Annotated in this window: 13 protein-coding genes; 11 read left to right on the forward strand and 2 right to left on the reverse strand. The window is 51.4% G+C overall.

Annotated elements, in window-relative coordinates; all coding sequences use genetic code 11:
- Window positions 1-50: 50 nt before the first annotated feature.
- A complete protein-coding gene (locus tag EDC33_RS00925) occupies window positions 51-629 on the reverse strand; it encodes a hypothetical protein (protein ID WP_094905419.1) in 579 nt (192 codons plus the stop codon).
- 100 nt (window positions 630-729) lie between these two features.
- On the opposite strand from EDC33_RS00925, the gene EDC33_RS00930 reads away from it, so the two are divergent.
- Both EDC33_RS00930 and EDC33_RS00935 read left to right on the forward strand, forming a co-directional pair.
- A complete protein-coding gene (locus EDC33_RS00930) occupies window positions 730-1416 on the forward strand; it encodes a metal-dependent hydrolase (RefSeq protein ID WP_094905420.1) in 687 nt (228 codons plus the stop codon).
- A gap of 76 nt (window positions 1417-1492) precedes the next feature.
- Entirely contained in the window at window positions 1493-2758 is a 1266-nt protein-coding gene (locus tag EDC33_RS00935; RefSeq protein WP_124009907.1) for a DRTGG domain-containing protein, read from the forward strand.
- A gap of 26 nt (window positions 2759-2784) precedes the next feature.
- Here EDC33_RS00935 and EDC33_RS00940 read toward each other — a convergent pair whose 3' ends face one another.
- Complete coding sequence (locus EDC33_RS00940) at window positions 2785-3132, reverse strand: YtpI family protein (RefSeq protein WP_094905422.1); 348 nt, start codon at window positions 3130-3132, stop codon at window positions 2785-2787.
- Window positions 3133-3272: 140 nt separating this feature from the next.
- Here EDC33_RS00940 and EDC33_RS00945 point away from each other — a divergent pair, with 140 nt between their 5' ends.
- From EDC33_RS00945 to EDC33_RS00985, 9 genes are all read left to right on the forward strand, one after another.
- Complete coding sequence (locus EDC33_RS00945; protein ID WP_040106815.1) at window positions 3273-4172, forward strand: DHH family phosphoesterase; 900 nt, start codon at window positions 3273-3275, stop codon at window positions 4170-4172.
- Between the two features lie 14 nt (window positions 4173-4186).
- Window positions 4187-7327 carry a DNA polymerase III subunit alpha gene (locus tag EDC33_RS00950; RefSeq protein WP_124009908.1) on the forward strand — a complete coding sequence of 1047 codons (3141 nt, stop codon included), beginning with the start codon at window positions 4187-4189 and terminating at the stop codon, window positions 7325-7327.
- A gap of 71 nt (window positions 7328-7398) precedes the next feature.
- Window positions 7399-8622, forward strand: coding sequence for an NADP-dependent malic enzyme (gene ystJ, locus EDC33_RS00955; protein ID WP_094905425.1), 1224 nt, complete (start codon window positions 7399-7401; stop codon window positions 8620-8622).
- 11 nt (window positions 8623-8633) lie between these two features.
- Window positions 8634-9059 carry a FadR/GntR family transcriptional regulator gene (locus EDC33_RS00960; protein ID WP_124009909.1) on the forward strand — a complete coding sequence of 142 codons (426 nt, stop codon included), beginning with the start codon at window positions 8634-8636 and terminating at the stop codon, window positions 9057-9059.
- 18 nt (window positions 9060-9077) lie between these two features.
- Window positions 9078-9929 carry an acetyl-CoA carboxylase, carboxyltransferase subunit beta gene (gene accD / locus EDC33_RS00965; protein WP_124009910.1) on the forward strand — a complete coding sequence of 284 codons (852 nt, stop codon included), beginning with the start codon at window positions 9078-9080 and terminating at the stop codon, window positions 9927-9929.
- Between the two features lie 2 nt (window positions 9930-9931).
- Window positions 9932-10885, forward strand: a complete 954-nt coding sequence (locus EDC33_RS00970) for an acetyl-CoA carboxylase carboxyltransferase subunit alpha (RefSeq protein WP_124009911.1) — start codon at window positions 9932-9934, stop codon at window positions 10883-10885.
- 109 nt (window positions 10886-10994) lie between these two features.
- Window positions 10995-11954: a 6-phosphofructokinase gene (gene pfkA, locus EDC33_RS00975; RefSeq protein ID WP_124009912.1), complete on the forward strand. Its 960-nt coding sequence runs from the start codon at window positions 10995-10997 to the stop codon at window positions 11952-11954.
- An 11-nt stretch (window positions 11955-11965) separates the two neighbouring features.
- The gene (gene pyk, locus EDC33_RS00980; RefSeq protein WP_124009913.1) at window positions 11966-13726 is read left to right on the forward strand and encodes a pyruvate kinase; all 1761 of its coding nucleotides are present in this window, start codon (window positions 11966-11968) and stop codon (window positions 13724-13726) included.
- Window positions 13727-13816: 90 nt separating this feature from the next.
- A complete protein-coding gene (locus tag EDC33_RS00985; protein ID WP_124009914.1) occupies window positions 13817-14563 on the forward strand; it encodes a hypothetical protein in 747 nt (248 codons plus the stop codon).
- Window positions 14564-14657 lie beyond the last annotated feature (94 nt).

Here is a 14657-nt window from a genome sequence, read left to right on the forward strand (position 1 = left end):
CTTTACATGAGTGTTGCATACTTTATTCCCCAATAGGGGGGTCGTAAACATCACCCTGCAATACAGACGACCTCAAACGGGATGTTGCGCGTCAATGCCTTCTTCTGGGCTTCGTCTTTGACGACCGGAATGAGGGCGATGCGCTTTTTCGCATGAATCTTGAGTTTTGCAAGTGGCTGCAGTGCATTGAAGTCGTCCGGATCGATATCCCTCACATCATACATCACGCCGGATACATCGTGTGAGACGAGTTCGTCGAGCAGACGGCTCTGAAGGAAGGGCGGCACGCTGCTGAAGCTCGGTCCGGCGATGAAATGACGGCTGCCGATGAGATTTGAGAGTTCACTGACGAACTGGAGGTTGATGTGATGATGCCGGTCTTCAAAGATCTGGTCCGTGATGAAGCCATCTGCATCCGCCAGCATGCGCACGGTCTCAACGATGATGTTGTGGTGTAGGAAGGGGTCCGTCTCCTCCCAATGGTTCAGGGAAACGAAATGTTCACTTCCTGGATACAGCGCCTTCTTCATGCCCGGCAGGACCAGGTTCGGGGTGCTGAAATCCGGTTTTGCCAATATTTCTGATGTATAGTTTTTTGATAGTTCATGATTCAGATGAATCGTTTTCATATATTTCACCTCATAAAAATTGTATCATAATAATGAATGAACCGAAGCGTTTCGGGTAAAGGAATGACATGCAATCATCATTCAAGGAAGGAAGGATTACATGAAACTAAGCTATCACGGCCATTCAATCATCCAACTCGAAAATAATGATACGAAAGTCATCGTGGATCCGTTCATCAACGGTAATGAACTGACGGATCTCGATGCAGGTGAAGTCAAGGCGGACTATATCCTGCTGACACACGGACATAACGATCATGTGGGGGATACAGTCGAGATTGCGAAAAACAATGATGCGACGGTCGTCGCCCCTGTCGAGCTTGCCGGCTATCTGGAAGGCCAGGGCCTTGAGACGATAGGAATGAACATCGGCGGCAGGAAGTCGTTCGAGTTCGGCTCCATAAAATTCGTGCATGCATTCCACAGTTCCAGCTTCACGGATGATGATGGTAAGGTACATTATACTGGAATGCCGACCGGCATCATCATCGAAGCAGGGGAGAAGAAAATCTATCATGCCGGCGACACAGGCATCTTCGGCGACATGAAGCTCATCTCCGACCTCAACGGCCCGTTTGATGTGGCGTTCGTGCCGATCGGCGATCACTTCACGATGGGGATCGAGGATGCGGCCTACGCAACAGACGAACTGATCCGTCCAAAAGTTGCGGTACCGGTGCACTACGATACTTTCCCACCGATCAAGCAGGATGCTGAAACATTCAAAAACAGTGCCAAAACTGAGGTTCAAGTATTGAAACCGGGAGAGACGGTGGATTTCCAATAGAAATTCCGAATATAATGGGAGAGGGACACCAGAAATGGTGTTCCTCATTTTTATAATTTGAATGCCGGGTGATCATATGTCAAAACACGATGAAATCATTGAATATATATACAGCCTTCCGGAAGGGGCCAAAATTTCGGTCAGGCAGATATCCGCCCATCTCGGCGTGTCGGATGGGACAAGCTACAGGGCGATAAAGGATGCGGAAACGGAAGGGCTGGTCAAAACGATAGAAAGGGTCGGTACAATCAGGGTTGCACCGAAGGAGCAGTACATAGAAGGCAACCTGAGCTTCGAGCAGGTGAACAGGGTGATAGAGGGTAAAGTGCTGGCCGGGGCGGAAGGCCTGGACCGGGAAATCAGCAAGTTCATCATCGGTGCCATGCGTACGGATGCGCTCGAGACCTATCTGGAGGAGGGGGCCCTGCTGATCGTGGGCAACCGGGAGGATGCCCAGTGGCGTGCACTTGAGAACCACTCCGGGATACTCATCACCGGCGGTTTCGGCGCGGATGCCGCTATACTGGAGAAGGCCGATGCGCTGGCGCTGCCGGTCATATCGACCACATCAGATACATTCTCGGTCGCATCGATCATCCAGAGGGAGCTCTACAGCATGCTCATGATGACGAATGTCATCACTGCAGGCGACCTTGTCATCAGACAGGATGAGTATGTCCATGATATCAAGCGGGATGCCGGGAAGGAGTATTTCCCGGCGGATGATATTACAGTGCTTACTGAAGATGGAAAGTACATCGGTGTGATCAAGTCCTCGGAACTGCCGAAGCTGGATGACAGGGTACCGGGTGCGCTCGCTTCCGATATCGTCGCCACACCATCCAGTACATTGCAGCGTCTCAGACAGCTGATGAGCTGGCATCAGCTCAACATCGTACCGGTCGTCGAGGAGGACGGAACGCTTGCAGGCATCGTGCACCGCCGTGAGGTGTTCAAGCAGAGGGAGTCCAGCAAACTTGGCAGCGGTCTCTCATCGGACACACTGATGGACCGTGAGATAAGGATTGATGAGAATAAAGTCCATATCAAAGTGATGCCCTTCATGACCGATGAGCATGGCAGCATTGCCCAGTCCGAATTCATGCGTCTCATCGAACGGCTTGCCCAAGTGGTGCTCAACAACAATGGAATCTACAGCTATCATATCGACACGCTCAATGTGATGAACATCAAACTCGTCCAGATGCACCAGGAGCTTGTCATCGAGGGCCGTATACTGGATCTCGGGGACCAGTTTCTGAGACTTGAGGTAGAGGCGCTCTCAAATGGGGAGACGTACTCGAAGGCGATGCTGCTCATCCAATACTACAAAGAAAAATAGACAAGTGGATTCCACTTGTCTATCATCTATTTCCCAGACTTGCGATTGAACTCTGCCCAGGCCTCATCCTCAATCGGCAGATTGCCTTTGAAGTATTTCCTTGCAGCATTGAAGTGCCATATATTATATGCACCGACTGCAATGAACAGTGCGCCGATAATATACGAAACGGCTGTAGGAAACTGTACAATTGTATTGAGGCCGAACGACAGGATCAATATGCCAAGCCAGATCCTTGATATGCTGTTGTAGTATGCCTTTCTGACATCGCGCCCGCTCCTTACCATCCTCACCTTGTAGAGGAGGAACATGAAAAGGCTGAGGAGGAGCACAGTGACGAGAAAGGAGACAGCAATCTGATATAACATTTCCATCGGATACAACTCCATTCCATAATGTAGTATAATTTATTATACTGACCAAGTAAATCCAAATAGAGGGAGATTTTTAATTGTTCACAGAATATATAAATAGGTTTCCAACCTTGAAAAGCAACCACAAGGCACTTCTTAACATGATAAACGAATACGACGAAATAATCATTCTGAGGCATGTCAGACCGGACCCTGATGCAATCGGAGCCCAGCTCGGCCTCAAAGCGATATTGAAATCAATCTTTCCGAACAAGAAGGTGACGGCCCTTGGGGAGACGGAACCTTCCCTTGCATTCCTTGGAGAAATGGATACTGCGGCAGCAGTGGAGAAGCCGCTTCTCATCGTAGTGGATACTGCAGGCGTCGACAGGATTGATGGGGACCTGTCCCTCGGCGATAAGGTCATCAAGATCGACCACCATCCGAATAACGATCCATTCGGGGACATCAATATTGTGGAGACCGGTGTATCATCCACTTCGGAACTGATATTCCTGCTGTCCTTCATATGGGGCTTCGACAACGACTACATCAATGATGTTTCAGCGAGGCTGCTGTTTGCAGGCATCGTCGGCGATACCGGCAGATTCCTGTTCGACAACACGAGCAGCATGACCCACCTGGTTGCATCCGAACTGAAGAAGTTCAATTTTGATGCGACGAAGGACATGAGTGACATGAACAGGCAGTCCATCAGACAGTTCAAATTCAAAGGCTACCTCATCGACAACTTCGACATGACCGACAAGGGTGTCCTTTCCGTGTGGGTCCCGAAAGAGGTGCTTGAAGAATATGACATCAACAGCAATGAGGCAAGCATGCACGTCAACCTCTACAGGGAGATTGAAGAGGCTGCCGTATGGTTCATGGCCGTCGAAGAGGAGGGTGAAATCCGTGTCAGGCTGCGTTCCAGGAAAACCGTCATCAACGATGTGGCAGAAAGGTTCGGCGGGGGCGGACACCCGCTTGCGAGCGGAGTGAGCCTCGCATCCAAGGACGAGCTGGGAGCATTGATCAAAGCATTGGAGAGCAAACTTTAAAAGGGGGCGGCCCTATGATCAACTTGAATGTTCACAGCTGCTACGAATTTTTGAATAGCAATATCAGGATTGATCAGCTGCTTAAGAAAGTATCTTCTGATGGGCAGACGGCTGTGGCACTGACCGACTTCAACCGTCTGCACGCCATCTACCAGTTCGTCAGCCGCGCGGAGCATTTCGGCGTGAAGCCGCTGATCGGCATGGAAATCGCGGTGGATGACCAGCTGGATGGCATCCCCCTGGTCTTGATCGCAAAGAATACTTCGGGCTACCGGGAGCTGATCCGGCTCTCGGCCATGCTTTCCTACAAGGACCTGCACTACACACCTCAAAATTTCCTGACTAAAAACATCCACAACTGCCTCGTGATAGCAAAAGGCGCTTCAGGCATTGATGTGCTGGAGGCGGTGCCCGTCGACCCGGCGGACAAATATGCAAGCCACGAGGTCTCGGATTCTCCATTTGAACGTGTATTCATGAGGCGGTCCCACTACATATCCCCGGAGGACCTGCCTGCAAAGGAAGTGCTGAATGCCATCCGCGACAACGGCAGGATCGACCCGGAGGAGATCCGCAATCTGCGGGGAGCGGACTATGTAAGGACCTACGATGACCTGGATGAAGCGGAAAGGCAGTACTTGGGAAATAATGAATCACTGGCCGGGAAATGTGATGTCACGCTGCCGAGGGCGGAAAGGACACTGCCGCATTATCCCCATGCAGACAATCATGATTCGAAAGCTTTCCTGTGGAACATGCTGAAGGCACAGCTTGAATCGAAGACCGATGGCAGTGAGCCCTATGCAAAAAGGCTTGAGTACGAATATGAAATCATTGTGGAGATGGGTTATGAGGACTACTTCCTGATTGTGCAGGATGCCGTCAACCACGCAAAACAGCAGGGGATATATGTCGGGCCCGGCAGGGGGTCTTCAAGTGCGAGCCTGGTCTCATTCCTGCTGAACATCACCGAGATAGATCCGCTCAAATACAATCTGCTGTTCGAACGCTTCCTGAATCCTGAACGTGTCACGATGCCGGATATTGATATAGACTTCGAGGATACGAGAAGGGATGAAGTGGTGTCGTACCTCATCGAGAAATATGGGGAGATGAATGTCGCCCATATCGTGACCTACGGGACGCTGAGTGCCAAGATGGCTGCGCGCGATGTGGGGCGGGTGCTCGGTTTCAGTGACGACGAATTGAAGATGATTTCGAACATCATCCCGGATACCCCCGGTACAAGACTGGAAGAGGCGTTTGCCACAGATGCGTTCCAGTCACTTGTGGAGGCGGATGAAAGATACAGCCTCTATGCATCCATGTGCCGTAAGATAGAAGGATTGCCGCGGCATACGTCGACCCACGCTGCAGGTGTGCTGCTCAGTGAGGACAGGCTGACGGACAATGTGCCGGTCATCTTCAGCGAAGGGCACACCCTGAGCCAGTGGCCGATGAATGAAGTCGAGGGTTCGGGACTGCTCAAGATCGATATACTCGGCCTGAGGAACCTGTCGCTGCTCAAAAATATGGTGACCCGGATAAAAAGGGAGGACGGCGGATTCAGTCTGGCCGACATCCCCGACGACCCCGACGTGTACCGGCTGCTCGGCCGCGGCATGACACTGGGGGTATTCCAGCTCGAGTCCGACGGCATCCGGAAAGTCATCAGGGAGATGAAGCCGGAGCAGTTTCTGGACATCGTCGCCGTCAATGCCCTCTACCGTCCCGGACCGATGAAGGAAATCCCAAATTTCATCGCCGGCAAACGGAACCCTTCCACCGTCAAGTATCCCCATGATGACATCAGGGACATCCTGAAGGAGACATACGGGGTCATCGTCTATCAGGAGCAGATCATGCAGATCGCCTCCAGGATTGCAGGATACTCCTATGCGGAAGCGGATATTCTGAGGCGTGCAATGAGCAAGAAGGACAGGGAGACGCTCGAACGGGAGCGCGGACATTTCGAGCAGGGTGCTTTGGAGCGCGGCTACAGCAGTAATGTAGGCCGCCATATCTTCAACCTGATCCTCGAATTTGCAGATTACGGCTTTCCGAAGAGCCATGCCGTCGCCTACAGCAGAATTTCCTACATGCTCTCCTACATCAAGACGAAGTTTCCGGAAATATTCTACTCGGTCATACTGTCCCATCACTACGGCAATGACATGAAGGTCAAGCAGGTCATCAATGAGGTGAAGCAGAGGCAGATCAGTATGCACCCGCCGGACATCAACCGTTCGGTCTGGAGCAACAGGAGCGAGGATGGCATCCAGCTCGGCTTTTCGATGATCCGGGGTGTGACATTCCGGATGAGTGAGGCGATAATCGAAGCGCGCAAAGAAGGACCATTCGAGGACATATATGACCTCAAGACGCGTGTAAAGGATGTGGTGCTGAACAGGAAGGTGCTGACACAGCTCATTTTCTCCGGGGCACTGGACTGCTTTGAGGAGAACCGGAAGACATTGCTCCAATCCCTTCCCATGCTCGATGAGCTGAATTCTGAAGAATATGCGCACGACTCATTCCTCAGCACGCTGGGTTTCAACATAAAAAAGGAATACAATTATGCGGATGAAATGGATGATATCGAGAAGATAGAAGGGGAGAAGGAAGTCTTCGGTTTCCACCTGTCGGATCATCCCATCATCTCGTTGCAGAAATCCCTGCAGTACATCCCGTTTTCCCTCCTCCATCAGAAGAAGCAGGGGACCTATCTCGTCTTTTTTGAGAACATCAAGACGATACGCACAAAAAATGGACAGAATATGGCCTTCGTCAGAATATCCGACGGATACCAGGAGATGGAGGGCGTCATCTTCCCGAAGGTCTATTTCACTGCACATCCCAAGCTGTCTCACAGGATCGTTGCGGTGAGCGGGAGGATCGAGGTCAGGAAGTCCCAGCCGCAGCTGATCATCGATTCTGTGGAAGATGTGGAGACTTTTCGTGATCAATACATCCATAAGTCGAAAAGTGTCGTCATACGCAACGCTGCAAACTACGACATATCGGAGCTGCTTGGTGCAGAAGGCATACCCGTCCATGATTTCGACCGGAAGGAAAAGCTCGGCAATGTTGAAAAATCAAATATCCATAAGCTGCTTGAGCACATCGACCTGGCTGATATCCGCCTGCTTGCGTGAATCTGTTGTCATGGAAATTGGATAATGTTAATATAATTGGTGGTATGACCACTCAAGAAAGGAAGATCATATTGTCCCTAAGAGATGATGCACTAGAAATGCATAGAGAAAAGCAAGGAAAACTTTCCGTAAATTCCAAAGTGGAGATAAAAGACAAGGAGGCGCTGAGCCTCGCCTATTCGCCGGGTGTGGCCGAGCCCTGCAAGGAAATCTATGAAGATGAACGCACGGTCTTCGACTATACGATAAAAAGCAATACCGTCGGCGTCATCACAGACGGCTCAGCTGTACTCGGCCTGGGCAATATCGGTGCGATGGCAAGCCTCCCTGTAATGGAAGGCAAAAGCGCCCTGTTCAAGAATTTTGCCGGAGTGGATTCCTTTCCGCTGGCTCTCGACACGAATGATGTCGATGAAATAGTCAGGACGGTCAAACTGCTTACACCCGTCTTCGGCGGCATCAACCTTGAAGATATTTCCGCTCCAAGGTGTTTCGAGATTGAAGAGCGTCTTGGCCGTGAAACGGACATCCCCGTCTTCCATGATGACCAGCATGGTACGGCAATCGTCACCCTGAGCGGCCTGATGAACGCCCTGAAGCTGACCGGCAAATCCCTCAACCAGATCAAGGTGGTGCTGAACGGCGCAGGTGCTGCCGGAGTGGCGATCGTCAAGCTGCTCCATAGTTTCGGTGTGAATGAGATGGTCATGTGTGATTCCAGAGGCGCCATATATGAAGGCAGACCGAACGGCATGAATGATGTGAAGAAGGAAGTCAGCCGATTCACCAACTATGATCATGAGGAAGGCGATCTCAGCGATGTCATCAAAGATGCTGATGTATTCATCGGTGTATCGGTTGCGGGCGCATTGACGAAAGAGATGGTTGAGAGCATGGCCGACGATCCGATCATATTCGCCATGGCCAATCCGAATCCTGAAATCATGCCGGAGGACGCGAAGGCTGCAGGTGCACTTGTCGTCGGTACGGGTCGGAGCGACTTCCCGAACCAGATCAACAATGTTCTGGCCTTCCCGGGCATCTTCAGGGGCGCACTCGATGTCAGGGCCACACATATCAATGATGAAATGAAGAAGGCTGCCGTCCTTGCGATTGCGGACCTGATCGATGAGGGCGATCTGCACAGCGACTATGTCATCCCAGAGCCGTTCAATAAGGAAGTGGCACCGAACGTGGCACGGGCTGTGGCGGCAGCTGCGATGGAGACGGGCGTAAGCCGCATCAAGGTGGATCCTGATGAAGTCTATGATAAGGCGCGGAGGCTGACGCTATAGTGTCTGATGAAATGACAGGAAAAAAAGGTCTGGAAAATATTATTGAAGAAATTCACAATCTCATCGAATCGGAAAACATCCAGGTTGGTGAAAAACTGCCAAGTGAAAGATATCTGAAAGAAAAACTGAATGTGAGCAGGCAGAGTGTAAGGGAAGCTCTGAGGGCGCTTGAACTGCTCGGCATCATCTATGTCCGGCGTGGAGAAGGGACATTTCTGGCTGACATCGACAGCCACCAGCTTTTCCAGCTCATCGGCAGATATCTGATACGGACGGAAAGGCAGCAGAATGAAATAGTTGAAATAAAACAGGTGATCGAGGCCTATGTAAAATCAAAGCATCAGGATGATACAGCGACAGTGCTCGATGATGACAATCAGATCATGAAGAAGATCTACATCCTGCTTGACAAATATTCAAAAGCTTTCAAATCGTAAAGAAGCAAGGGGTTTATTATGCTAAAAGACTTGTTCTCCAAACTGAATAAAAAAGTCAATGAAACCGACCAGAATGATGGCACTTTCGAAAACAGCGAGTCCATCATGACGAAGTGTCCGAACTGCAAAAAGATACTGTACTCGAAGGAACTCTATAAGCGGCTGAATGTCTGCACGAACTGCGAACACCATCTTCCGATAACCGCTCCGGACCGTATGGAGGCGCTCATGGATGAAGGGACGGTCAAACCGATCCTGGAAAACATCACTTCCGCCAATCCCCTGAACTTTCCGAACTATGAATCGAAGCTGAACAAGGATAAGGAGAAGACGGGATTGAATGAAGCGGTCATCTGTGCAGAAGGGACCATCGACGGCACGCCAGCTGCAGTGGCCATCATGGATTCCAGGTTCAGGATGGGCAGCATGGGTTCTGCCGTCGGCGAAAAGCTGGCCAGGACATTCGAATATGCTACAGAGCGCCGCCTGCCAGTGATCATCTTCACTGCAAGTGGCGGCGCGCGCATGCAGGAGGGCATCATCTCACTGATGCAGATGGCAAAGGTGAGTGTGGCCATCGAACGCCATAACTTGGCAGGCCTCCTCTACATCGCCTATATGACCAATCCGACGACCGGTGGTGTGTCTGCCAGTTTCGCCTCTGTCGGCGATATCAACCTTGCTGAACGGGGCGCGCTCATCGGGTTTGCCGGCAGACGTGTGATAGAGGAGACGATAAAGGAAAAGCTGCCGGACGATTTCCAGACAGCTGAATTCCTGCTGAAGCACGGGCAGCTGGATGAAGTCGTCAACCGCAGGGATATGAAGAGCTATCTCGGAAGAATACTGAAATTGCATAGTGGGGTGTGACCATGGCGTTTGAATTTGAAAAGCCGATTTATGAGCTGGAAGATAAAATTGGGGAACTTGAGAAGTATGCCGCAAAGAACAAGCTGGATCTGACGAAGGAAATCAGTTTCCTTGAGAAGAAGGTCAATGACAAGAAGGATGAGGTCTACAGCAATCTGACCCCATGGCAGCGCGTCGAAATAGCGAGATATGTAAAACGCCCGACGACGCTGGAATACATTGAGAAAATGTTCGATGATTTCATCGAGTTCTTCGGGGACCGAGTGCACAGTGATGACGCTGCCATCGTAGGTGGAATCGCATCATACCACGGCACTCCTGTTACGGTCATCGGACATCAGCGCGGACGAGACACGAAAGGCAATATCCACAGGAACTTCGGCATGGCGCATCCGGATGGCTACCGCAAGGCACTGCGCCTGATGAAGCAGGCGGACAAGTTCAACCGCCCGGTCATCTGCTTCATCGACACGAAGGGTGCGTACCCGGGAAAAGCAGCTGAAGAGCGCGGACAGAGCGAGTCCATCGCACGTAACCTTGTTGAGATGGCCGGGCTTAAAGTGCCGGTGATCAGCATCGTCATAGGAGAAGGGGGTTCCGGCGGCGCGTTGGCGCTCGGCGTATGCAACCGACTCCTGATGCTTGAGAATGCGACATATTCCGTCATTTCACCGGAAGGAGCAGCGAGCATACTCTTCAAGGATGCATCCCTCAAGGAGATTGCTGCGGAATCCCTGAAGATCACTGCTGCAGACCTGAAATCATTCGGCATCGCGGATGAAGTCGTCATGGAACCAAAAGGCGGCGCCCATAATGACAGGGAGTCAGTGATCTCCTCGCTTGATGAAGCAATCGGAAGGCATCTGGATGAACTGCGGGCCATGGATGGCCAGGCATTGATGAATGACCGTTATGACAAATACATGAATATCGGCATTTTTACTGAACAGTCCTGATCCAGACTGTTCTTTTTTGGCTCTAAAACGGTTTCAACCATTCAAATTATGGCTAAGGATAAGCAGTTGTGCTATTTTAAAGATAAGATCACATTTAACGGAGGGAACTATGAAGAAAATTGCAGTACTGACAAGCGGCGGCGATTCTCCCGGCATGAATGCCGCAGTAAGAGCCGTCGTAAGAAAAAGCATATATGAAGGCATAGAAGTCCATGGTGTATACCAGGGCTACCAGGGCCTCGTCACCGACAATATAAAGAAACTCGAACTGGGGGATGTCGGGGACATCATCCAGAGGGGCGGCACGAAGCTCTATTCTGCAAGGTGTCCGGAATTCATAGAGCCCGACGTCAGGAAAAAGGCCATTGGAAATCTCCAGAAGCGCGGTATCGACTCCCTTGTGGTCATCGGTGGGGACGGTTCCTACAGGGGCGCCCAGCGTCTGGATGAAGAGGGTATCCATACAGTCGGCGTACCGGGTACGATAGACAATGACATCAACGGCACGGACTATACGATCGGCTTCGATACGGCCCTCAATACCATCATCGACGCGGTCGACAGGATCAGGGACACTGCGACGAGCCACGAAAGGACCTTCATCATCGAGGTGATGGGACGCGACGCCGGTGACCTCGCACTCTGGGCCGGGGTGGCAGGCGGGGCTGAGACGATCCTCATTCCGGAAGCCCCGTCCGATATCAAAGAAGTTGCCGAAAGGATCGAAACCGGCATGAAGCGCGGCAAGAAGCACTCCATCATCATTATTGCAGAAGGTGTGATGAGCGCCGCGGAGTGTGCTGAGGAACTGCGGAAATACATCAATGTAGATACGCGTGAGAGTGTACTTGGGCATATGCAGCGTGGCGGAAAACCGACGGGCAGCGACCGTGTCTTGGCCTCCCGCCTGGGGGCGTATGCAGTCGAACTGCTCCTGAATGACATTCACGGACACGCGGTCGGCATTGAAAACAACCGCATGACGAAGACGAGTTTCGACAAGGTTTTCGAAGAAACCCACAAAATAGACGAAGGTCTATACAGGCTCTCAAGAGAGCTATCCATATAGGAGGAATTGACATGCGCAACACTAAGATAGTATGTACGATAGGACCGGCTTCCGAATCACCTGAAATGCTGGAACAGCTGATGAATGCAGGGATGAACATCGCCCGCCTGAACTTTTCCCACGGTGATCATGAAGAACATCGGGCAAGAATCGCGAACATTAGGAAAGCGGCGGACAAGCTCGGCCATACAGTAGCCATACTGCTCGACACGAAAGGACCCGAAATCCGTACGCATACGATGGAAAATGGAGAGATCGAACTGTCCAAGGGGCAGAAGATCACTGTATCCATGGAAGAGGTTGTCGGGACGCCTGAGAAGTTTTCCGTAACATATGCAGGGTTGATAGATGATGTCGATACAAAAGACCGCATCCTGCTCGATGACGGGCTGATCGAGCTGAAGATCGATGACATCGACCATGAAGCGAAAGAAATACACTGCCATGTCCTGAACGATGGCGTGCTGAAGAACAAGAAGGGCGTCAATGTACCGGGGGTATCCGTAAAACTTCCAGGCATCACCGAGAAGGACCGCGAAGACATCATCTTCGGCATCGGGGAAGGTGTCGATTTCATTGCAGCGAGCTTCATCCGTACGAACAGCGATGTGCTGGAGATACGTGAGCTGCTCGAAGAGCAGTCTGCCGAATACATCAAGATCATTCCGAAGATCGAGAACCAGGAAGGCATCGACAACATTGATGAAATCCTGGAAGTATCGGACGGCCTGATGGTGGCGCGTGGAGACATGGGTGTTGAAATTCCGCCCGAGTCGGTACCGATGGTCCAGAAGGACCTCATCAAAAAATGTAATATGCTCGGTAAACCGGTGATCACTGCCACCCAGATGCTGGATTCCATGCAGTACAACCCGCGCTGTACGCGTGCTGAAGCGAGTGACGTGGCCAATGCCATCTATGATGGGACGGACGCTGTCATGCTGAGTGGTGAGACGGCTGCCGGGGACTATCCATTGGAATCCGTACAGACGATGGCCAGCATCGCAGTTTCTGCTGAGGAGGCACAGGACTACAAGAAGCTCCTCTCTGCACGGACCAAATCACTGCAGACGAACCTTGTCACTGCCATCGGTGTATCCGTGGCCCATACAGCCCTCAATCTCCAGTGTCGTGCAATCGTGGCGGCCACCGAATCCGGCCATACGGCGCGGATGATTTCGAAGTATCGTCCGCATGCCGACATCGTCGCCGTGACGCCGCATGAACATGTGGCCCGTCAGCTTCAGCTCGTCTGGGGTGTGCATCCCGTCGTCAAGGAAGGGGAGCGGGACACTGATGAACTGTTGAACGTATCCGTATCTGCGGCGATGGAAAAAGGCTTTGCCACACACGGTGATCTGCTGATCATCACTGCAGGGGTGCCGGCTGGTGAAGCCGGGACGACCAACCTGATGAAACTGCACATCGTCGGTGATGTCCTCGTTCGGGCCCAGGGGATCGGCCGAAGGAGTACAGTAGGCGAAGTCCTCATGGTGGATGGTGCAGATGACCTTTCCAAAAAGGATCTTGAAGGCAAGGTCATCGTCGTCCAGTCCGTTGATGCCGACATGACGCCTTATCTCGAAAAGGCCGCTGGTCTCGTAACCGTAGAAGGAGGACTCACTTCCCATGGTGCCATCGTCGGGCTGAACCTGAATCTGCCGACAATTGTCGGCGCTAAAGATGCACTTGGAGTCCTTGAAGAGGGCATGACGATCACTGTTGATTCGGAACAGAACTGCATCTTCAGCGGCCATGCCAATGTACTATAGGCACCATTCAGGAAAGGGTACTGTAAAAGTGCCCTTTTCGTTGTTGTAGAGCAAAGGAACGGCCGGTATAATGTAGATGAGGTGGCGGAGATGAAAAAATTACTATTGTTGGCAGTCATGCTGTTGCTGGCTGCATGCGGCAATGAAGCCGATGAGTCCGGAGCGCAGAATCCGGAGGGACAGAATGAAGAAACGGTGGAATCTCCTGAAGGGGAGTCCCAACCTGAAGAGGAAGAGGAAAGTTCGATGACTGCTTCCGAACTGCTGGATGAGGCATCTTCTGCATGGGGGGACACTGTGAGCTATGAAGCGAGGCAGACATCCACCATTTCTTCAGGTGAAAGCCAGTATGTGGTCAGGACCATCACGACGAGAAGCGAAGCGGATGAAATCAAAGTGGAAGTCGATGATGGGGAAGAAATCAAAACACACTATATCGTTGAAGGTGAGCATTTCATCTATCAGGGAGGCAGTACCGAAGCCCAGGATACGCCGCGTGAAATCGGCGGCAGCGAATACGGTGTACTCATCTCCGATCTTGAGCCCTATAGGGAAGGGACGCTGACGGAGGTCGAGTCCGGGTATGAATTGCGCTATACCATGGATGAAAAAGCAGATGCCGAGCCATTTTTTAATGACGGTATGGCAGATATGCTCGATGACGTCGATACATTCAGCGGCCAGGTGACGCTGCAGTTCAATGATGAATATCAGTACACCGGTGCCAAGTTCACCCTGACGGTCGGTGCAGGTGAGGAAGAGATGAATGTCATCTCGAATATCACCATGGATAGGATTGGGGAAGTGGACAGGATTGAAAAACCGAAAAATATGTAGCAGAAGCAGCCGTTCAGGAATGGACGGCTTTTTTTCATTATTTATGGTAAGCGCTTACATATTGTGTAAATATATACGATTTTAATTATTCAAA

This window comes from Salinicoccus roseus (assembly GCF_003814515.1).
GTDB lineage: Bacteria > Bacillota > Bacilli > Staphylococcales > Salinicoccaceae > Salinicoccus > Salinicoccus roseus.